The organism is methanotrophic endosymbiont of Bathymodiolus puteoserpentis (Logatchev), assembly GCF_900128525.1.
GTDB lineage: Bacteria > Pseudomonadota > Gammaproteobacteria > Methylococcales > Methylomonadaceae > Methyloprofundus.
This window is the reverse complement of the sequence record NZ_FQTQ01000049.1, coordinates 25,088-44,087: the sequence shown is the minus strand read 5'-3', so window position 1 is coordinate 44,087 and position 19,000 is coordinate 25,088. Positions and strand designations below refer to the sequence as shown.

Annotated in this window: 16 protein-coding genes; 7 read left to right on the top strand and 9 right to left on the bottom strand. The window is 39.5% G+C overall.

Annotated features, from left to right (window positions below; genetic code table 11):
* Nucleotides 1–192: 192 nt before the first annotated feature.
* Genes BQ7314_RS03155 through BQ7314_RS03145 form a run of 3 tightly spaced genes read right to left on the bottom strand, consistent with a single transcriptional unit; the run spans nucleotide 193 to nucleotide 3,656 of the window.
* Entirely contained in the window at nucleotides 193–1,569 is a 1,377-nt protein-coding gene (locus tag BQ7314_RS03155; RefSeq protein ID WP_174482255.1) for a sigma 54-interacting transcriptional regulator, read from the bottom strand.
* A complete protein-coding gene (locus BQ7314_RS03150) occupies nucleotides 1,547–2,164 on the bottom strand; it encodes a hypothetical protein (RefSeq protein WP_174482254.1) in 618 nt (205 codons plus the stop codon). The genes BQ7314_RS03155 and BQ7314_RS03150 overlap by 23 nt, the downstream gene beginning before the upstream one ends.
* Entirely contained in the window at nucleotides 2,148–3,656 is a 1,509-nt protein-coding gene (locus BQ7314_RS03145) for a HAMP domain-containing sensor histidine kinase (RefSeq protein WP_217423820.1), read from the bottom strand. Before BQ7314_RS03145 ends, BQ7314_RS03150 begins: the two co-directional genes overlap by 17 nt.
* 299 nt (nucleotides 3,657–3,955) lie before the next feature.
* Here BQ7314_RS03145 and BQ7314_RS03140 point away from each other — a divergent pair, with 299 nt between their 5' ends.
* The gene (locus BQ7314_RS03140) at nucleotides 3,956–5,650 is read left to right on the top strand and encodes a BatD family protein (protein ID WP_174482261.1); all 1,695 of its coding nucleotides are present in this window, start codon (nucleotides 3,956–3,958) and stop codon (nucleotides 5,648–5,650) included.
* Nucleotides 5,651–5,799: 149 nt separating this feature from the next.
* On the opposite strand, the gene BQ7314_RS03135 is transcribed toward BQ7314_RS03140, so the two are convergent.
* The 4 genes from BQ7314_RS03135 to BQ7314_RS03120 all read right to left on the bottom strand — a co-directional run bounded on the left by BQ7314_RS03135 (nucleotide 5,800) and on the right by BQ7314_RS03120 (nucleotide 8,125).
* Entirely contained in the window at nucleotides 5,800–6,801 is a 1,002-nt protein-coding gene (locus BQ7314_RS03135; RefSeq protein WP_174482252.1) for an NAD(P)H-dependent glycerol-3-phosphate dehydrogenase, read from the bottom strand.
* Between the two features lie 9 nt (nucleotides 6,802–6,810).
* On the bottom strand, nucleotides 6,811–7,278 hold the full coding sequence (gene secB / locus BQ7314_RS03130; protein ID WP_174482251.1) for a protein-export chaperone SecB: 468 nt from the start codon (nucleotides 7,276–7,278) through the stop codon (nucleotides 6,811–6,813).
* 33 nt (nucleotides 7,279–7,311) lie between these two features.
* On the bottom strand, nucleotides 7,312–7,746 hold the full coding sequence (locus tag BQ7314_RS03125; RefSeq protein ID WP_342590387.1) for a rhodanese-like domain-containing protein: 435 nt from the start codon (nucleotides 7,744–7,746) through the stop codon (nucleotides 7,312–7,314).
* A gap of 61 nt (nucleotides 7,747–7,807) precedes the next feature.
* Entirely contained in the window at nucleotides 7,808–8,125 is a 318-nt protein-coding gene (locus tag BQ7314_RS03120) for an ArsR/SmtB family transcription factor (RefSeq protein WP_174482250.1), read from the bottom strand.
* Nucleotides 8,126–8,348: 223 nt separating this feature from the next.
* Between BQ7314_RS03120 and gpmI the strand changes: the two genes are divergently transcribed.
* The 4 genes from gpmI to BQ7314_RS03100 all read left to right on the top strand — a co-directional run bounded on the left by gpmI (nucleotide 8,349) and on the right by BQ7314_RS03100 (nucleotide 13,557).
* Complete coding sequence (gpmI, locus tag BQ7314_RS03115) at nucleotides 8,349–9,881, top strand: 2,3-bisphosphoglycerate-independent phosphoglycerate mutase (protein ID WP_280953857.1); 1,533 nt, start codon at nucleotides 8,349–8,351, stop codon at nucleotides 9,879–9,881.
* A 213-nt stretch (nucleotides 9,882–10,094) separates the two neighbouring features.
* Nucleotides 10,095–11,219, top strand: coding sequence for a murein hydrolase activator EnvC family protein (locus BQ7314_RS03110; RefSeq protein WP_174482249.1), 1,125 nt, complete (start codon nucleotides 10,095–10,097; stop codon nucleotides 11,217–11,219).
* A 137-nt stretch (nucleotides 11,220–11,356) separates the two neighbouring features.
* Complete coding sequence (locus tag BQ7314_RS03105) at nucleotides 11,357–12,673, top strand: S41 family peptidase (RefSeq protein ID WP_174482248.1); 1,317 nt, start codon at nucleotides 11,357–11,359, stop codon at nucleotides 12,671–12,673.
* Between the two features lie 20 nt (nucleotides 12,674–12,693).
* Nucleotides 12,694–13,557, top strand: coding sequence for a divergent polysaccharide deacetylase family protein (locus BQ7314_RS03100; RefSeq protein ID WP_174482247.1), 864 nt, complete (start codon nucleotides 12,694–12,696; stop codon nucleotides 13,555–13,557).
* Between the two features lie 178 nt (nucleotides 13,558–13,735).
* Here the strand turns inward: BQ7314_RS03100 and BQ7314_RS03095 are convergent, their stop codons facing one another.
* Both BQ7314_RS03095 and BQ7314_RS03090 read right to left on the bottom strand, forming a co-directional pair.
* Nucleotides 13,736–14,188, bottom strand: a complete 453-nt coding sequence (locus BQ7314_RS03095; protein ID WP_174482246.1) for a DUF934 domain-containing protein — start codon at nucleotides 14,186–14,188, stop codon at nucleotides 13,736–13,738.
* Nucleotides 14,175–15,830, bottom strand: a complete 1,656-nt coding sequence (locus tag BQ7314_RS03090) for a nitrite/sulfite reductase (RefSeq protein ID WP_174482245.1) — start codon at nucleotides 15,828–15,830, stop codon at nucleotides 14,175–14,177. Before BQ7314_RS03090 ends, BQ7314_RS03095 begins: the two co-directional genes overlap by 14 nt.
* A gap of 191 nt (nucleotides 15,831–16,021) precedes the next feature.
* On the opposite strand from BQ7314_RS03090, the gene nhaD reads away from it, so the two are divergent.
* Both nhaD and BQ7314_RS03080 read left to right on the top strand, forming a co-directional pair.
* A complete protein-coding gene (gene nhaD / locus BQ7314_RS03085) occupies nucleotides 16,022–17,359 on the top strand; it encodes a sodium:proton antiporter NhaD (protein WP_342590388.1) in 1,338 nt (445 codons plus the stop codon).
* A 272-nt stretch (nucleotides 17,360–17,631) separates the two neighbouring features.
* On the top strand, nucleotides 17,632–18,966 hold the full coding sequence (locus tag BQ7314_RS03080) for an AmpG family muropeptide MFS transporter (RefSeq protein WP_245394897.1): 1,335 nt from the start codon (nucleotides 17,632–17,634) through the stop codon (nucleotides 18,964–18,966).
* The last annotated feature ends 34 nt before the right edge of the window (nucleotides 18,967–19,000 follow it).

Sequence of the window (19,000 nt, the reverse complement as noted above, 5' to 3'; positions counted from 1 at the left end):
AGATTACCAAACAAGCTTGGCGGTTCTTAAAAAACAATTTCCTAAAGAAAAGCGCCACATGGCTCTTTGAGCGCAAGCTCCGACCTGTTTTGATGGCATATCTGTAATAAAATGTCGGACACCGTTAATCTAGAATAGGCAGCGAAAGCTATAAACCATAAGTAACTGCTTTGCTAGTTTTAAGTGTAACCTTTATTTATTTTTAAACTGCGCAGCTTTAAGATTATGTCGATCAAGTAGGCGATAAAACTCTGTCCGATTACGTTTTGCTAATTTAGCTGCTTGAGTGACGCTACCATTGGCTAGTTGTAGTAGTTTGACTAAATATTCACGCTCAAAATTCTTTTTCGCATCATTAAAACTAAGTGATAATTTTTGTTTTTCACGCAAAGCTTTTTCAACTAAATTAACGGGAACTATTGGCGTTGTCGCAAAAGTACAAATATGCTCGATGACATTTTTCAATTGCCGGACATTACCTGGCCAATCATAGGCAATTAATTGTTCCATAGCTTCAGTAGAAAAACCTTTAGCCACTGACTCCATCTGGGTATCATTATGCGTAATAAAATAACTTGCCAACAGAGGAATGTCCTCTAGCCTTTCTGTTAGCCGAGGCAGCATTAGAGTCACTACATTAAGCCGGTAGTAAAGATCTAACCGAAATAAATTATTAGCAGTCATGTCTTGCAAGTCTTGATGGCTAGCAGAAATCACTCTAACATCTACTGCTATAGTTTTATTAGCACCAACGGGGCGGATCTCACCTTCTTGCAAAGCACGTAATAACTTCACCTGAAACGCTGCAGACATATCGCCAATTTCATCAAGAAATAAAGTCCCTCTATCAGCTATTTCAAAGAGACCTTTCCGTGCCGCTGATGCCCCAGAAAATGCCCCTTTCTGATGCCCAAAAAGTTCTGACTCAAGTAAGTCTTCAGGTATTGCACTACAGTTTACTGCAACAAATTCTTGGTCTCTACGCGAACCGGCCTTATGAATCGCTTGAGCAATCAGTTCTTTACCTGTGCCACTTTCGCCTTGTATATAGACGCTGACATTGGTTTGGGCAACACGCTCAACTTCATCCAATAGGTTTTCCATCATAACGCTACGAGTGATAATATTTGCTCGCCAAGCTGTCTCTCCCTCTATGCTTCGCCTATGATCGACTCGTATATTTAACGCCAAAGCTTTAGTCACTAATTCAATCAACTCCTCCTTAACAAAGGGTTTAGTAAGAAAACCAAAAACGCCTTGGTGAGTTGCTGCAACCGCCTCTTTAATAGTGCCATGGGCAGTAAGAATAATAACGGGTAAAGCTGGATACTGCTGTTGAATATGACTAAAGAGTGCCATGCCATCCATTTCACCCATTCTTAAATCAGTAATAACCAAGCGAGGACGATAGCTTGGCAATAATGCAACGGCTTCCTCCGCACTTTCAGCTTTTTTTATCTCAAGCCCTAATGAGCGTAAACGTAAAGCCGTTAATTGCAATAAACTGGTGTCATCATCGACGACTAAAACTTTCTGTCCTTGAAAATTATTTTTTATAACTTGGTTCATAGTCTAATTTTTTATTGATACTGCTTTCTATGGCTTTAAGTGCTTGAATTTTTGAACTTAACTCTATTAGTTGGTCCTGTGCTATTGTCATTTGTTCTTGTGTTATTGCCAATTGCTCTTCTGACTTTTTGAGCTTATTACGCAAGCGGCGATTTTGATTGTACTGCTCTTTCATACTCTCCAGTACTTTAATTTGCACTGTATTTAACCATTGCAACTGCAACCCCACACTCTGCTGAGTCTGTATCGCACCCAGTATCGCTATGGCTTCTCTAAGCTGCACGCAACTAAAATCACTATTCAAGGCATAGACCAAAACCCAGGCAACTTGCCAGTCTGGATTCTGGTCATATTCTAACCTTAACTCCTCGCAAGCAAGTGCTTTTTGTTTTTGATTCAATACAAAATATTGCTGAGTACGCTTCAGTAAATCATACACCTGCCCCTGCTTAATTCTTCTCACGGCATCATAGGGTTGCTCTTGGTCAGTAGACACGACTGATTCCGGTGGCTGAAATAAATTCTTAAAATAAGGCTGGCATCCTTGAAGAGTAAAAACAAAACTGAAAAGAATATATTTAGCTAATCGTGACATCACAAGCGTCCTGTTTTTGCGGTAAATGTAAAAGAAATCGCGCGCCACAGTATTCATTACTTGCAGGCAGTAGCTTAACCTCACCCTTATGCGCATCGAGATAGTATTTTACTAAAGAAAGGCCTAGGCCTGTGCCTTTTATTTGCCATATCTGCGGTGAATTCCCTTGATAAAAGTCTTCAAAAATAAAAGGCTCTACCTCCTTAGCTATACCAGGACCTTGATCTTCAATCAGCAATTGAACAACATTATTATGCACAAATAAACTTATACCAATCTTGCCATTTTGAGGAGAAAATTTAAGCGCATTAGAGAAAAGGTTACTAATAATAATTTCTAGCTTGTCATAATCTGCGCATATATGCGTTATACCAAGATGACTTTGTACGTGAATTTTTTTACTCCTTAAAGGCAGCTGATATTCATTAAGACAACGCTCAATCAATTTAGCCACATCAAAAGTCGAAAGATTCAAATCAATTTGAGACACCATCGTTTGTTGATACTCTAATAAATTATCAATTAAATCATTTAGAGTGATATTACTTAAATGCATTAACTGAATAATCTCTTGCTGCTCTGTGTTCAACTCACCAACAACATTTTCAGACAATAAATCTGTTCCTTCTTTTAATGTTGCCAACGGCGTTTTAAGCTCATGCGAAATGGTACGCATAAATTGCAATTTTTCATGCTCCAGCTGATTTAGCCGTTTACGTAACCACTCCAAATGTACGCCTAACTCAGTTAAATCTTTAGGCCCACCAATAGCAATTGGCTGCTCAAACCCTTCTTCTCCTAAATGACGGATTGCAAGTGCTATATTTTTAATGGGCCGAGTTAATAAATAAACAAAAGCAAGAGCAAGCAACAACGCCATGGAAATGCTAACAACCGTTGAAACAATCAAATGCTCATGAACTCTACCGGCAAGATCAGATAAAGCACGCGCCTCAATACCAACTTGCTGTTCGCCTGCTGCAACAAGCTCTCTTGCTTGATTGCTTAGTTGATCAAATTTTTTAAGGTGTACATTTACTAAATTAGCTCGATCCTTAACACTATGTAAGATGTCTTGATTAAGCGCACTCTCTGCTTGTAATAATTCAGCTACCTGAATATTAAAATCCACACCTAAACTCAACTCTTGGAGGATACCTATAAGCTCCAAAAAAGAATGGCGGTGCTGTTGATAAGATTCAAAAATAGTCGCATCATTGAGCACCTCAAACTGCCTGATACTTTGCTCCATTAAGATTAACCGGTTGAGCGTAGTTCGACTAATTTCCGCCGCCTGCACCGTTTGCACCAAAGCCTTCTGGCTTTTTACGGTGTAGTTACTGAGCTCACTCATGGTATAAATAATAGCGACCACTAGCGGCAAAGCGACTATAACAAAACTGATTAAAGCCCACTCCCGCAAAGAGCCATAAATAACGCCTCTACATTTAGCCGGTGCTTTTGCCTCTTTTTTTGAACCCATTTTACTCATAGATATTAGGCTTACTAATCATTATAACCCCCACCCTTTTTAATATAGGGCGCATAAAAACTTTAAGGGCAACTTTATATCATAACAAAATAAAGGTTATAGCAAGACCTCTAATCAAATTTACTGCCAATTTTCTGAGCCCCATTTCAGCCTAAAAGCCTAAGCAATAAACATCCCATAAAACCTGATACTTTAGATGGTTATTGAGTTTTGCTTCCTACGTCAGTCAGTCTCTAGGCAATATCGCTTATAAACAGGTAAAATATACTCTGTTTTTAAATTATATTTACGTGAAAAATATGCGTTTCTCTGCTTACTATAAATTACCATTATTTATTGCATTAAACTTACTGATATCGCCCTTATTCGCTGCTGATATCAGCGTTAATATTGACCGTAACCCTGTTAATTTAAATGAGTCATTTCAAATTATTTTTAGTGCAACCGAACAACCAGATGGCGACCCTGACTTTACGCCATTAGAAAAAGACTTCGAAATTTTAAATCAATCTCAGCAGCAATCGACCCAAATCATTAATCTTAAAATGACTAAGTCTATGCAATGGGTTTTAACAGTAATGGCAAAGCATACTGGAACTCTAATGGTTCCTGCTATTAAATTCGGGCAAGATAGTAGTCAATTTGCCGCTCTCGTCGTCAACGAAGTAGAGGTAACAGCGCGTGCTAATGACGATTTATTCCTGCAAGTAGAAGTCGACAAGACTAAGCCTTATATTCAAGAACAGGTTATTTATACCTTAAAACTATACCGTAAAGTTAATATCTCTCAAGCCACCCTAACTGAGCCTCAATTACCTGATGCGGTGATCGAAAAGCTAGGCGAAGATAAAAGCTATAACAGCCAATATCAAGGTGATAGCTATATAGTTACCGAACGTAAATATGCTATTTTCCCGCAAAAAAGTGAAACGATGTATATTGAACCTCTGACGTTAACTGCTGATGTCATTGTCGCTAGTCAACGGCGCTACAATGGCTTTTTTAACCGGCAAAATACTCGCACTCAGCGAGTTAGCTCTAAAGCGATTACCTTAAAGGTACAAGCTAAACCAGCCGCAGCATCAGGTAAATACTGGCTACCTGCAGAACAAGTTTATTTAGAAGAAAAATGGTCAGCCGATACCGCACAAATAAAAGTAGGTGAGCCGATTACTCGCACACTAAGCTTACTTGTTAAGGGTACAACGCAAAGCGCTCTACCTGAATTATATGTTGATAATATGCCCGCTAATTTAAAAGCCTACCCTGACCAACCTACTTTAAAAGAAACGGCTAAAGACAACAGTATGATTGCCTACAGGGAAGAAAAAATTGCATTGATTCCAAGTATTGCGGGCACTTACACTTTACCAGCGATTGAAATTCCTTGGTGGAATACAGCAACTCAAACAATGGAAGTTGCACGTATTGCTGAACAGACAATGACTGCAATTGCAACTTCTGGCACTAATAATTCTCTAACACCCACGCCAAAAACAGCAACCAAAGTTGCTGCCCCAATAACCGCAGATAAGTCCCCCACAGCAGAAAAAATAACAAATCCAGAGCATAAATCGGTATGGTTTTGGTTAACTATATTTTTTGCTGGGGCGTGGCTAGTGACGTTAATTTACTTTTTACCCAGAAACAGCAAAAAAATGCAAAAAGTTACTCACTTAGCAGCACATGAAGAGGCTGGAGCTATAGATAAAATATTAAAAAAAGCCTGTCAAAATAATGCGCCAGACCAAGCTAAAGAAGCATTAATTCAATGGGGGCGCGAGCAATTCAGCCAATCCAGCTTGACCAAAATAGCTGAACAATGTGCCCCCGCATTACAACGTGAAATTTTAGTCTTGAATGGAGTTTTGTATGGCGGGAAAAACGAGGAATGGCAAGGCGATGCATTGTGGGCAGCTTTTAAAAAAAATCAGCCGAAAACAACCAAACAAACAATAGAAAAAGAGGCTCTTCCTTCTTTATTTAAAATCTAGTAGCCTGCCTATATGAAGCTTGCATAATACGAGATACTCGTATTATGCAAGCTCCCTGAATTGGATTAACGGCTACCGTTTTAACACGGGACATATTAATGACTGAGTGTCTCATCTTAAAATAATAGCCGAATTAATCCTTTAGCTTGCTATTCAGTTTCCGACTTCTGGTCGCGCTGTAATAGATTTTGTACTGCACTTAGGGGAGCTAGGCCATCATATAGTACATGATATGTTTGCTCAGTTATCGGCATATCAATACCATGTTTCTTAGCTAACCTGTAGGTTGCTCTTGCCGCTGCAATACCCTCAACTTCCTGCCCAATATCTTGTATTGCTTGCTCTCGCGTTTTACCTTGGCCTAAAGCCAAGCCAAAACGACGATTACGTGACTGATTATCAGTACAAGTTAGAATTAAATCCCCTAGCCCCGACAAGCCCATTAAAGTTTCCTGCTGCCCACCTAAAACCGTATTAAGCCGAATAATTTCAGCAATCCCCCGCGTAACTAAAGCTGCTCGGGTGTTTGCACCAAAGCCTATGCCATCAGCAATACCAGCGGCAATAGCAAGAACATTTTTTACTGCCCCACCCACTTGGACGCTGATAATATCGGTCGTTGTATAAGTGCGAAAACGAGGACTGTGCATCAATGCTGCAAGCTCATCAGAAAAGGCTTGTTGAGTTGAGGCAATGGTCACGGCCGTAGGTAAATCTGCTGCGACTTCTTTAGCAAAAGAAGGACCTGATAAGACCGCAGCTGGCATTTCAGACGAGAATACATCAGCTACTGTCTGGTGCAATAATTCACCCGTTTCTGGATTAAAACCTTTAGTTGCCCAAGCAATTTTCACAGCCTTAGAAACAAACGGCTTTATTTTAAGTAATGTATCCTTAAATGCATGACTAGGTACCGATATTAAAATAATATCGCTAAATTGCGCAGCTAATTTTAGGTCATCAGTGACCTGTAGTGGATCAGGGAAAGACAAACCAGCAAGATAACGTTTATTTTGTCTATCTCGCGTCAAATCTTGAATATGTTCAGGGTGATGTCCCCAAAGCATTGTTTGATTACCATTTCTAGCCGCTTGAATGGCCAATGCGGTGCCCCAAGATCCGGCGCCAAAAACACTAATTTTGCTGGTCATATTGAATTATTAATTTAAAGTTTTAGAGCCTTCTGCTTGCTGAGCTTGCTGTAAATGTTGTGCATATAAAGCATCAAAATTAACGGGTGCTAATAATAACTGTGGAAAGCCCCCTTTAGCCACTAAATCCGAAACGACTTCACGAACATAAGGGAATAAAATATTAGGACAGAAACTACCCACCATAGGACCCATTTCTGCATCAGTAAAACCCGCTAATGAAAAGATTCCAGCCTGTGTTGCTTCAACTAGGTAAGCAACTGTTTCTCCCGTTTTTACCGTCACCGTCACGGTAATAGATACTTCAAACATTGAGTCTTCTAATGGGGTAGCATTGGTAGCTAAATTGAAATCTACAGCTGGCTCCCATTTTTCAGTAAACAGTTTCGGTGAAGCAGGAGATTCAAAAGAAACATCTTTAGTGTAAATTTTTTGAATGGAAAATTGTTTTTCTTGTGCTTGGTTTTCTTCAGCCATGATCTTTTAAAGTAGTGTATGTGAAAGTTAGGTTTATTTTTTACTAGTGACGACAGGGAGTTTATTTTCTTCCCAAGACTGCATACCGCCTGTCATTAAGAAAACATTTTCAAAGCCTAGTTTTGTTAAGGTCGAGCAAGCTGAAGCAGAGCGCGTACCCGTATGACAAACAACAATGACATCGTCTTTTTTGTATAATTCGATTTTTTTAAGTTGTTTTTCTATGCTGCTAAGCGGGATATGAATCGCCCCCGAAATATGGCCTTTTTTAAATTCATTCGCTTCACGTACATCAATAATAATCGGATTTCCAGAGTTTAACTTGGCCACCGTCAGCATAGGAGAAATAGTTTGATACTTACGCGTGCTGGACTCAATAATATCTTGGATCAAGAAAAAGGTAACAGCAAAAAAAGCGGTGACAAGCATCCAATGGTTGGAAGCAAATTCGATATATTGGTCTATCATGAGTCTTTATTGGGAAGTTAGAATTAAAAATAAGGTCGGCATAGATATTGTACCGATATATTTACTTACATTCAGCACAAAAAATCTCACGCATCATTTCAATAAGTTTAAGCATACGCGGGTCATCTATATAATAGAATACGCGGTTTGCATCTTTTTTAAAGCCTAAAATGTCTTTTTCTCTTAAAATAGAAAGATGCTGTGAAATATTACTTTGACTGGTTCCAACTTTTTCCACAATATCTTGTACACTAATCGCTTCAGTCCCCAGTACACAAAGGATTTTTAAGCGCAGTGGGTGCGACATTGCTTTTAAGCATCGAGCCGCTCGTTCTATATCGGCATCAGCGTATATGTTATGGTTATCTATAGTTTCCATTTAGATATATTTCCTGTTTAACAAATGATGATTTTTATACCCAATAATAGAAAGCTAAGTTAACAGTCCATTAGGGCATACATATGTACTACTATTGTACATTAGAAAACGCTAAACAATAGCAAAATCCACTCTATTCAGCAATGATTATTATTCGTAACAAAAACACAGCACCATTCCCTTACTAAAATTAACTTAATTTAGAGCTTCCGTGGAGATTAACATGATAAAACCAAAACCTCTCATATTATTAATTCTCGATGGCTTTGGCCTAAGAAAAGAGACCGAATATAATGCAATTGCTCAAGCAAACACACCGTGCTGGGACAGCCTACAAAAAAAATTCCCAATGACTCAGCTCGACTGCTCTGGGCGTATTGTTGGCTTACCTAATAAGCAAATGGGTAATTCTGAGGTCGGTCATATGCATATAGGCGCAGGCCGCTATGTGCCACAGGATTTTTCTCGTGTTAGTGATGCCATTGAAGATGGTAGCTTTTTCACCAACCCCGCCCTATGCTTAGCCGTTGATAACGCCTTAACCAACAATAGTACGCTGCATATTCTAGGTCTATTATCCGAAGGTGGTGTGCATAGCCATATCAATCATATTCTGGCAATGCTGGAACTTGCGGCACAAAAAGGCTTAAAAAATGTCGTCATACACGCTATTTTAGACGGCCGTGATGTTGCCCCAAAAAGTGCAGAAACCGCTTTAAAATGCTTGCAAGATAAAATAAATCAATTAGGTGTTGGTCGTATTGCATCCATTATTGGCCGTTTTTATGCAATGGACCGAGACACTCGCTGGGAACGCGTACAAAAAGCTTATAAATTAATTGTTTTGGGCGAAGGAGAATATACCGAAACCTCTGCATTACAAGCTTTACAAGCCAGTTATCAACGCGATGAAAACGATGAGTTTATTGAGCCAACCGTTATTCTTGATGCGCAAGGTAAAGCGACCGTTTTAGCTGAAAATGACTCTATAGTCTTTATGAATTTCCGTGCTGATCGTGCCAGAGAAATTAGTCAAGCAATTACTGATACTGATTTTTCTGGATTTGAGCGCAGGCATGTAGGCCACCAAGGTATTTTTGTCACCTTAACCGAATATCATGAGAAATTTACTTATCCAGTTGCATTTCCATCAGTAGAAATAAAAAACACCCTAGGTGAGGTCTTAGCTCAACAAGGTTTATTGCAATTACGTTTAGCAGAAACTGAAAAATATGCTCACGTTACTTTTTTTATGAACGGTGGTGTTGACCAACCTAATATAGGTGAAGACCGCATTTTAGTACCCTCCCCTAAAGTAAAAACCTATGATTTGCAGCCAGAAATGCATGCTGCCCAAGTAACCGAGCATTTAGTCAATGCCATTACTGAACAAAAATATGATGTGATTATTTGTAATTATGCTAACTGTGATATGGTCGGTCATACGGGTAAATGGGAGGCCGCACTTAAAGCCGTGGAAACTGTAGACCATGCACTTGCCAGCATCGTTACTGCCTTAGAAAAAGTAGGAGGGCAAATGCTACTGACTGCTGATCATGGCAATATCGAGCAAATGCGTGATGCACAAGGTGGCCCACAAACAGCGCATACCACTAATCCCGTCCCTTTAGTTTATGTCGGGGGCAATAAAGCGTTAGCTGATGGTGGCAGTTTAAAAGACTTAGCGCCAACTATGCTGGCGATTTTAGGCATAAAGCAGCCGCCTGAAATGAATGGAAAATCGTTACTTAACTGATGCCTTTAGGTACTACCATTAAGTTCTATAGATATATACTTCGCGCGGTCACGACTGCACGAAGTATAACTCGCACACAATAGATTGAGGGAGGACTTTTAGTCAGTGATTTTTAAAAAAACTATACCTAAAAGTTCTCCTCACAAGTAGTCTTTCTAATTAATCATTCTAAAATAACACCTGTAACTACTGAGTTGACATTAATATATGCACGTGAAAATTATCCTACTTTTATTTTTGCTATATAGCGTTACCTTAAGTAGCGCTGCCAATAACAAAGATAAAGAATTACATCAAGTCCAGAGTAAAATTAAAACAGTTACAGGTCATTTATCACGCTTAAAAAAACAACAGGGCAGTGCAAATAAAGAATTAAAGCGCATAGAAAAACAATATGGGGAAATTTCACGTACTGTTCGACAACTAAACAAACAAGTTAAACAAAAACAACAACGTATTAATAAAATACAAAAAGAATTAAAAACCCAAAATCACTGGCTAAGTACACAAAAATCGCACTTAGCTGGACAAGTGAAAGCTGCCTATGCATTAGGTCGTCAAGAAAAATTAAAGCTTCTGCTGAACCAAAAGGACGGTAGTCGTTCTAACCGTATAATGATGTATTATCAATATTTTAACACTGCGCGACTGGATAAATTGCAGCGTATCAACAATAGCCTAGCGCTTTTAACGGCATTAGAACAAGAAAAACAAAAAGAAATGCAAGAAGTTGAAGATTTAACAAACAAAAACAAACAACAACAAGCTCAGCTAAAAGCAACCTCAAAAAAACGTAAAGCCCTGTTAATTAAAATCAAAAAAGACTACCAGAGCAATGCCTCGCAATTATCCAAATTAAAAAAGAATGAACAGAAATTAAAAAGGCTTATTACGACACTGCAGCAAGACCTACGAGATACCGAGTTACCCGAGCGAAGCAAGCAGCTCTTTCATACCTTAAAAGGGACACTGCCTTGGCCAATAACAGGTAAAATCATTAAATCCTTCGGCAGTCAACGTTCCGATAGTCAATGGGATGGTGTTTTAATCAAAGCAAAAGAAGGAAAACCAGTACAAGCCATTGCTCATGGCCAGGTGATTTTTGCTAATTGGTTCAAAGGCTATGGCTTATTAGCCATCGTTAAACATGATAAAAACTATATGAGCTTATATGCCTTCAATCAAAGCCTGTATAAAGAAAAAGGTGATTGGGTCGAGGCAGGAGACATTCTAGCAACAGTTGGGAAAAGTGGTGGCCGCGAGACTGCTAGCTTATACTTCGAAATACGTAAAAAAGATAAGCCGCTTAACCCTAAAAAGTGGTGTAAAAAGCGCTAAGCTTCTATTATTAAGAGCGTCACTAAAGTTTAAACAAATAAAAACAACAGAATTTTTACATTACTTGTCTTTATATTGATATAAAATATATCGGAACTAGAATTCATTTGGAAGTTATATAACGGAGTTTAAAACGCGTGGTTAATAAAAAAAATATTTTTATATTATTTATAGGTTGTTTTCTAGGCATCTTTCTTTCGACTGCTGGCACAGTATTCGCAGATAAAGATGCTGAGTCACAAACAGTCACTTTACCTTTTGAAGAACTGAGAACATTTACCGAAATTTTCGGACGTATCAAACAAGATTATGTTGAAGAGGTCTCCGATAAAGATTTATTAGAAAATGCCATCCGTGGCATGCTAGTCGGCTTAGATCCGCATTCTAGCTATTTAAATACAGAAGAATACCAAGAATTAAAAGTCGGCACGACAGGCCGCTTTGGTGGTTTAGGCATCCAAGTAACGATGGAAGATGGTTTTGTTAAAGTTATCTCGCCTATAGACGAAACTCCCGCACAGCGTGCTGGCATTCAGTCAGGCGACCTCATTATAAAACTAGATGAAAAGCCAGTAAAAGGTATGACTCTGACCGAAGCTGTCAAAATAATGCGTGGTGAAGTGGGTAGCGACATTATATTAACTATAGTACGTAAAGGTAAGGAAGCGCCTTTTAACGTAACCTTAACTCGAGATATTATCAAAGTAAAAAGTGTCCGCAGCCGCACTTTAGAAGATGGCTTTGGTTATGTGCGTATCAGCAGCTTTCAATCACCGACAGGTGCTGCCGTTAAAAAAGCAATTCAAGAGCTTAAAGCAGCGAATGGCGGCTCCTTAAAAGGTATGGTTCTCGATTTACGTAATAATCCTGGTGGCGTTTTAGATGGCGCAGTCTCAGTTAGCGATACCTTTTTAAATTCAGGTAAAATTGTCTATACAGAGGGGCGTATTAAAAACTCACAAATGGAGTTTAATGCCACCCCAGGTGATGAATTAGATGGCGCTCCCCTAGTTGTGCTTATTAACGCTGGGTCGGCCTCTGCATCTGAGATTGTCGCAGGTGCCTTACAAGACCATAAACGTGCAATTATTATGGGTACTAAATCATTTGGCAAAGGTTCAGTACAAACCATTTTACCTACCGGTAATGGTGGCGCAGTTAAAATCACTACAGCACGCTATTACACGCCATCAGGCCGCTCTATTCAGGCAACCGGCATAGAACCTGATATTGCACTCGATCGTCTTAAATTAGAGGCACTAGAAGCCGCTAAATTTACGCCTGTTAAAGAAGCCGATTTATCGGGCCATTTAGAAAATGGAAATAAAAAGAAAGACGATAAAAAGGCAACTAAGAAAACAGAAAAATCAGAAGATAAGACAGGCGTTGATATTCGCGACTACCCTTTAAACGAGGCACTTAACCTATTAAAAGGGATTGCCATTTTCAAGTAAGTCTTGAGCTATTATTGTTTATGAAAAACTCAGTTAGCCCAATAAAAACTTGTTTCTATTGGGTGCTGAGTTTTTTTATGCTTGCTAGTTTTAATGTGCAGGCTAAAGAACAAGCAAAAATCGCCCTGATTATCGATGATATGGGCATACAAAAAGATCTTAGCTTAAGTGCTCTGCAGTTGCCTGGTGCGGTAACTTACTCATTTTTACCCTTTACGGCACATACCCAGGCTTTAGCTAATGTAGCTCACCAGAAAGGTAAAGAGCTAATGTTACATGTACCTATGCAGGCAATAGAACCCAAAGAGCGAGAAATACACGAACTAAGTTCAAATATGAGCAGTAGAGCATTTGAACGCTTATTTATTAATCAGTTACAAAATATTCCCTATATTGCTGGTATAAATAATCATAAAGGCAGCTTGTTAACCCAAAATTATTCAGCCATGACCCATATAATGCAGCTAATTAAAGTGCAATACGGTACTGCTCTATTTTTTGTGGATAGTAAAACTGCGACCGCAAGCGTTGCTCAAAAAGCAGCCACTGACTTTGGCTTAGCCGCGCTAGGAAGAGATATTTTTTTAGATCACGATGACCCAAGTCAAATAGAAATTAGACGCCAATTTAGAAAGCTAATTGCTCTAGCCTTACGTAATGGCAGTGCTTTAGGCATCGCTCATCCGCGCATCAATACTTTAGCCGTACTGCAAGATGAACTGCATAAAATTGCAGCTTATAATGTGCAGTTAGTTCCGGTTTCTGAGCTAGCATTTACAGCTCGCAAGATAATGCCAACAATTAAGCACACTAAAGCATCTCCGTTAATCAAGCTTAAAGCAGAACCAGCACAACCCGAATTGGGTGAGTACGATATATTCTAAAAATCAATATATAGTAGACCGAACTGTAACTTCTCATTTTTATCAGACACTAAAGCGTGTTGTAGAATGCGCTAAGGAACAAAGCGCATCACATAAACGATGCGCTTTCTATTGTCAGCACATCCTACGCCATGACGTGAATGTCTTAAATACCTGTAGATAATGAGAGGTTACTTTATTACGCGACAGACTCTTGATAATCGACGGAAAAATCCTCCATAGAAGTAATAATTCCTTGCGCATCCTCTTGGTCATTTAACTCAAAACTACTAACGCCAACACGGCTCAGATAAAAGACCTGGTCGCGCATAAAATCACCGCTAACGCGAATATCACCGGTAAAGCCAAAGCGACTGCGTAATAATCGCGCCTGCGTAAAGGCACGCCCATCTGTAAAAACAGGTATATGCAATTCAATCAGCTGAAAATGTTTTAAATCACCAACTATATCTTCAACTGCCGTATCAGACTCTAAACGTAAACCCAGCGCACCTTTTTGACTGATAAGCTTAGCCTTTTCTTTACGCCAACGAGATTGTGAAACAATATTAAAATCTGCATTCAGTGGTGCATCATCAGCGATAAATACCCAACTATCTTGAGTCACTTGTTTGTCTTTAATGAGTTGCATAGACTCTCTCCTTAAATGGATTCATGCCAACACGTCGGTAAGTTGCCAGAAAAGCCTCATCTTCATTAAGACGCTGCTCAAGATACACTTCCAATAGTTTTACTACCACCGGTGTAATCTCTTCTTTTCTAACAGCAGGCCCTAAACGATCACCAATAGCGGCATCATTTTCTGATGAGCCACCTAAAGTGACTTGATACCATTCCTCGCCTTTCTTATCTAACCCTAAAATACCGATATGTCCTACACTTTGATGCGCACAGCCATTCATACAGCCCGAGATATTAATTTTTATTTCGCCTAAATCATGTACATAATCAATAGAATCTAAACTATCATTAATTTCTTGCGCAACACCAATTGAACCTGCTAGCGCTAATGAACAATAATCTAAACCAGGGCAACAAATCATATCCGTCGCCTTGCCGATATTAGGTGTCGCTAACTTCAAGCTGACTAATTTTTGCCATAAAACAAATAAATCTGCCTGCTTAATATCTGCCAAAACTAAATTCTGCCGATGTGTTGTGCGCACCATGCCAAAGCTGTATTCATCCGCTAAAGCGGCAATTGCATCAAGCTGCACATCAGAGCAATCACCTGGTGGATTATCAGGCGCTTTTAAAGAAATATAAACCGCACGGTAGCCGTCTATTTTATGTTCAGCTGTATTATGTTTAATCCACGTAGCAAAACGCTCATCATTCGCCAAATGCTCGGTATAACTCGTATCCTGTGCTGCCTCTGCCTGGTAAGCAGGTAATGCAAACTGTGCTTGCATCGCCATAATTCGCTCGGCAGGAATAGCCAATTTATCTTTAATTAAAGCCCATTCCGCATCCACTTGCTTGCTAAATTCAGCTAATCCAGTTTCTCTGACTAAAATTTTAATTCGCGCTTTATACTTATTATCACGCCGCCCCTTTAAATTATAAACGCGCACAATAGCTTCTAGATAAGAGAGTAAATGCTCTTTTTCCAGAAAAGGCTTAATCATTTGCCCAACCACAGGCGTACGGCCTAAACCGCCACCGACAAATACTTTAAAACCAACAATACCCTGTTCATTTTCGACTAAATGCAAGCCTATATCATGAAATTGTGTTGCTGCACGGTCAAGTTTCGCGCCACTGACTGCAATCTTAAATTTACGCGGTAAATAAGCAAACTCTGGATGCAAAATAGTCCATTGACGGATAATTTCGCAATAAGGCCGCGGATCCTCTATTTCATCTTTACAGACACCCGCTAACTGATCCGAGGTGGTATTCCTTAGGCAGTTACCACTGGTTTGAATAGCATGCATTTGTACACTTGCTAACTCTTCAAGAATATCCGGCACTCTTTCTAATTCAGGCCAGTTAAATTGAATATTTTGGCGGGTTGTGAAATGGCAATAGCCTTTATCATAATCACGCGCAATAGACGCTAGTTTTCTAACTTGCTGACTAGACAGTAAGCCATAAGGGCCAGCGACACGTAATAAGGGCGCATGCGTTTGAATATAAACACCATTCATTAAACGTAATGCACGGTATTTATCCTCAGGAATTTCACCTTTTAAAAAACGCTCAGTTTGATCACGAAACTGAGTAACGCGTTCATCAATGATCGTTTGATCTTTATCGGTATATTGATACATAGATATATAGGCGGGTTGAGCTGAAACTTTTATGATATACCGCCAGCGATTAAATGACAAAGTTAATTGGTTAATGATATTATTGGCGGTTGAGTTTCACCATACTTAAAAAATCATAAAAATAATTTAAAATTAAGGGCTAGGGGGTCGTTTTGTTACGCTTATTATTCATTTTTGCAGCGCTGTTAGGCATGCCACAGTTAGCAATGGCCGAAGAAGCTATTACTAACTTAGGGTTAACCGGAACCGAGCGCGGTATTTATACTGTTCTGATCTTTATCATCGCCTATGGCTTTGTTATGGCAGAAGAATTCACGGGGTTACGTAAATCTAAGCCCGTTATTATTGCTGCAGCCGTTATTTGGGCGCACGCGGCTGTTTTAGCCGCTGAAGCAGGCGTTTCTACTGAAGCGTTACACGAAGCATTTGAGTTCAACCTAAAAGAATATGCAGCATTAATGCTATTCTTATTAGTGGCCATGACTTATATCAACGCTATGGCCGAACGTAATGTATTCGAAGCTTTACGTTCGTGGATGGTTAGAAAACAATTCGGTTATAGACAGTTGTTTTTAATTACCGGGATCGTTACCTTCTTCTTATCTGCGATTGCCGATAACTTAACAGCGGCTTTATTAGTGGGTGCGGTAGTCTTAGCGGTTGGTAAAGACAACGAAAAATTTATTGCCATTGGCTTTGTTAACTTAGTTGTTGCAGCTAATGCTGGTGGTGCTTTCAGCCCATTTGGCGATATTACGACGCTGATGGTGTGGCAAGCAGGCTATGCAGAATTCTTTGATTTCTTTAATTTATTTATTCCATCTGTTGTTAACTATGCAGTACCTGCTGCCATTATGTACCTTGCCGTACCTGATGAGCAACCACCGGTAACAAATGAAGCAGCCGTGGTATTAAAGCCCGGTGCTGTGCAAATCTGTATCCTGTTCGTATTAACAATTGTTACTGCCGTTAGCTTTAAACAAGTACTACATTTGCCACCTTTTATGGGCATGATGGCTGGCTTAGGTGTTCTGATGGTTTATGGCTATAGACTACAAACACTTTATAAATCAAATACAGATGATGACCAACATAGTTCTTTTGATATTTTTGATAAAGTTCGTGATGCCGAGTGGGATACTTTGTTCTTCTTCTTCGGTGTGGTTTTTGCGGTCGGTGGTTTAGGTTATATCGGCTACCTAGAACTATTATCTGAAGGTATGTATGGTGGACTAGGACAAACAACAGCGAACATCCTTGTCGGGGTAATGTCTGCTATTGTTGATAATATCCCAGTCATGTTTGCGGTATTAAGCATGAACTTAGATATGGACCTATATCAATGGCTATTAGTGACTTTAACGGCAGGCACAGGTGGGTCTATGTTGTCTGTAGGTTCTGCGGCAGGTGTTGCTTTAATGGGCGCATCTAAGCATAAATATACATTCTTTAGCCACTTAAAATGGACACCTGTTATTGCTATAGGTTATGTCGCCAGTATTTTTGTTCATTACTTAATTAATAGCTAAAAATTAGTGCTAACAGTTTGCAACTGATTGCTTTAACAAAGGGTCGTAGAATGCAAGTTCTACGACCCTTTTTTTATGCCATAATACCTTTGAGAGAGGAACTTTTAACCGAGACATAACTACCTTATACCGCATCTCCCACTAAACCTAGCCTAGTATTTACTAGCCAGTACAGTTTATGTAGAGTATGCACCGCTTACCTTGCACCACCCGAAGGTACAATACATACCTAAAGTGTAAGCCCGAAACTTATAAACAATCTCTGGATATTTATGCCTGAACACAGCTGGAAACAAGCTTTCTCTGCCTATTTACAACCACGCGTACTGGGAATGTCATTCCTTGGCTTTTCTGCCGGCCTGCCTTTTTTATTGGTTTTTTCAACCTTATCCGCTTGGTTACGCGATGCCGGCATCACCTTATCTGTTATCGGTTTTTTTAGCTGGGTAGGTGTCACCTATTCAATCAAAGTAGTCTGGGCACCTGTTGTCGATAGCTTAAAACTCCCTTTCTTGACACATTTGCTGGGTAAGCGTCGCAGTTGGATGCTGCTTGCCCAAGTCGGTATTGCTGCCGGTTTAATGACCTTGGCAGAATTAAACCCCCAAACACAAATTGAATTAATAGCAGGAGTTGCAGTATTTATTGCTTTTTGCTCAGCAACACAAGATATTGTTATTGATGCTTACCGCATTGAAGCCATTCAACCTGAATATCAAGCAGCCATGGCAGCCATGTATGTATTTGGCTATCGCGTTGCACTATTGGCTTCAGGCGCGGGTGCTTTTTATATTGCTGATTTTATTGGCTGGAATGCGGCTTACTCAGCGATGGCTTTGCTGATGTTTATTGGTATTATAACAACCATGCTCATTCGTGAGCCAAAACACAAGCAAGATGCGAAGATAAAGGTGCTAGAACATAAAATTGAGACTAGCTTAGGTATTCACGAGAAAAAAAGCCTACTAGCAAGGTTGGGCAGTTGGTTTTCTGATGCCGTTATCAGCCCTTTTGCAGAGTTTTTTATCCGCAATGGCAAACTAGGTATCTGGATTTTAAGCTTAATTGCGCTATATAAAATGAGCGACATCACTATGGGAGTGATGGCCAACCCCTTCTATTTAGATTTAGGCTTTAGTAAACAAGAAATAGCTAATGTAAGTAAGGTCTTTGGCTTTTTCATGACCATCTTTGGCGCGTCATTAGGTGGGATTTTAGTGATTCGTTATGGCCTTATGAGGCCGCTTTTGCTAGGAGCTATACTAGTCGCTGCCACTAATTTATTATTTGTGCTTTTAGCATTATCAGAACCAAATCTTAAGCTTTTAGCCTTAGTTATCAGCGCTGACAACTTAAGTGGTGGCATTGCAACTTCTGTATTTATAGCTTATTTATCCAGCTTAACTAATAGCGCTTACACAGCCACACAATACGCACTATTTAGCTCGTTAATGACTTTACCCGCCAAATTATTGGGAGGCTTATCTGGCTTGATTGTTGATGGCTATGGCTATGATATGTTTTTTCTCTATGCCTCTTGTGCAGGCTTACCAGCGATCATATTAGTAATACATTTAATGCGCCTGCAGCCTAAACAGGAACAATAAAACGAGAGGTAATTTTTTGTGAGAGAGGCTTTAG

Bases quoted from the DNA above. Each gene is read 5' to 3' on its own strand.
- BQ7314_RS03155 (WP_174482255.1), bottom strand. From the start codon at position 1,569: ATGAACCAAGTTATAAAAAATAATTTTCAAGGACAGAAAGTTTTAGTC.
- BQ7314_RS03150 (WP_174482254.1), bottom strand. From the start codon at position 2,164: ATGTCACGATTAGCTAAATATATTCTTTTCAGTTTTGTTTTTACTCTT.
- BQ7314_RS03145 (WP_217423820.1), bottom strand. From the start codon at position 3,656: ATGAGTAAAATGGGTTCAAAAAAAGAGGCAAAAGCACCGGCTAAATGT.
- BQ7314_RS03140 (WP_174482261.1), top strand. From the start codon at position 3,956: ATGCGTTTCTCTGCTTACTATAAATTACCATTATTTATTGCATTAAAC.
- BQ7314_RS03135 (WP_174482252.1), bottom strand. From the start codon at position 6,801: ATGACCAGCAAAATTAGTGTTTTTGGCGCCGGATCTTGGGGCACCGCA.
- secB (WP_174482251.1), bottom strand. From the start codon at position 7,278: ATGGCTGAAGAAAACCAAGCACAAGAAAAACAATTTTCCATTCAAAAA.
- BQ7314_RS03125 (WP_342590387.1), bottom strand. From the start codon at position 7,746: ATGATAGACCAATATATCGAATTTGCTTCCAACCATTGGATGCTTGTC.
- BQ7314_RS03120 (WP_174482250.1), bottom strand. From the start codon at position 8,125: ATGGAAACTATAGATAACCATAACATATACGCTGATGCCGATATAGAA.
- gpmI (WP_280953857.1), top strand. From the start codon at position 8,349: ATGATAAAACCAAAACCTCTCATATTATTAATTCTCGATGGCTTTGGC.
- BQ7314_RS03100 (WP_174482247.1), top strand. From the start codon at position 12,694: ATGAAAAACTCAGTTAGCCCAATAAAAACTTGTTTCTATTGGGTGCTG.
- BQ7314_RS03095 (WP_174482246.1), bottom strand. From the start codon at position 14,188: ATGCAACTCATTAAAGACAAACAAGTGACTCAAGATAGTTGGGTATTT.
- BQ7314_RS03090 (WP_174482245.1), bottom strand. From the start codon at position 15,830: ATGTATCAATATACCGATAAAGATCAAACGATCATTGATGAACGCGTT.
- nhaD (WP_342590388.1), top strand. From the start codon at position 16,022: ATGCCACAGTTAGCAATGGCCGAAGAAGCTATTACTAACTTAGGGTTA.
- BQ7314_RS03080 (WP_245394897.1), top strand. From the start codon at position 17,632: ATGCCTGAACACAGCTGGAAACAAGCTTTCTCTGCCTATTTACAACCA.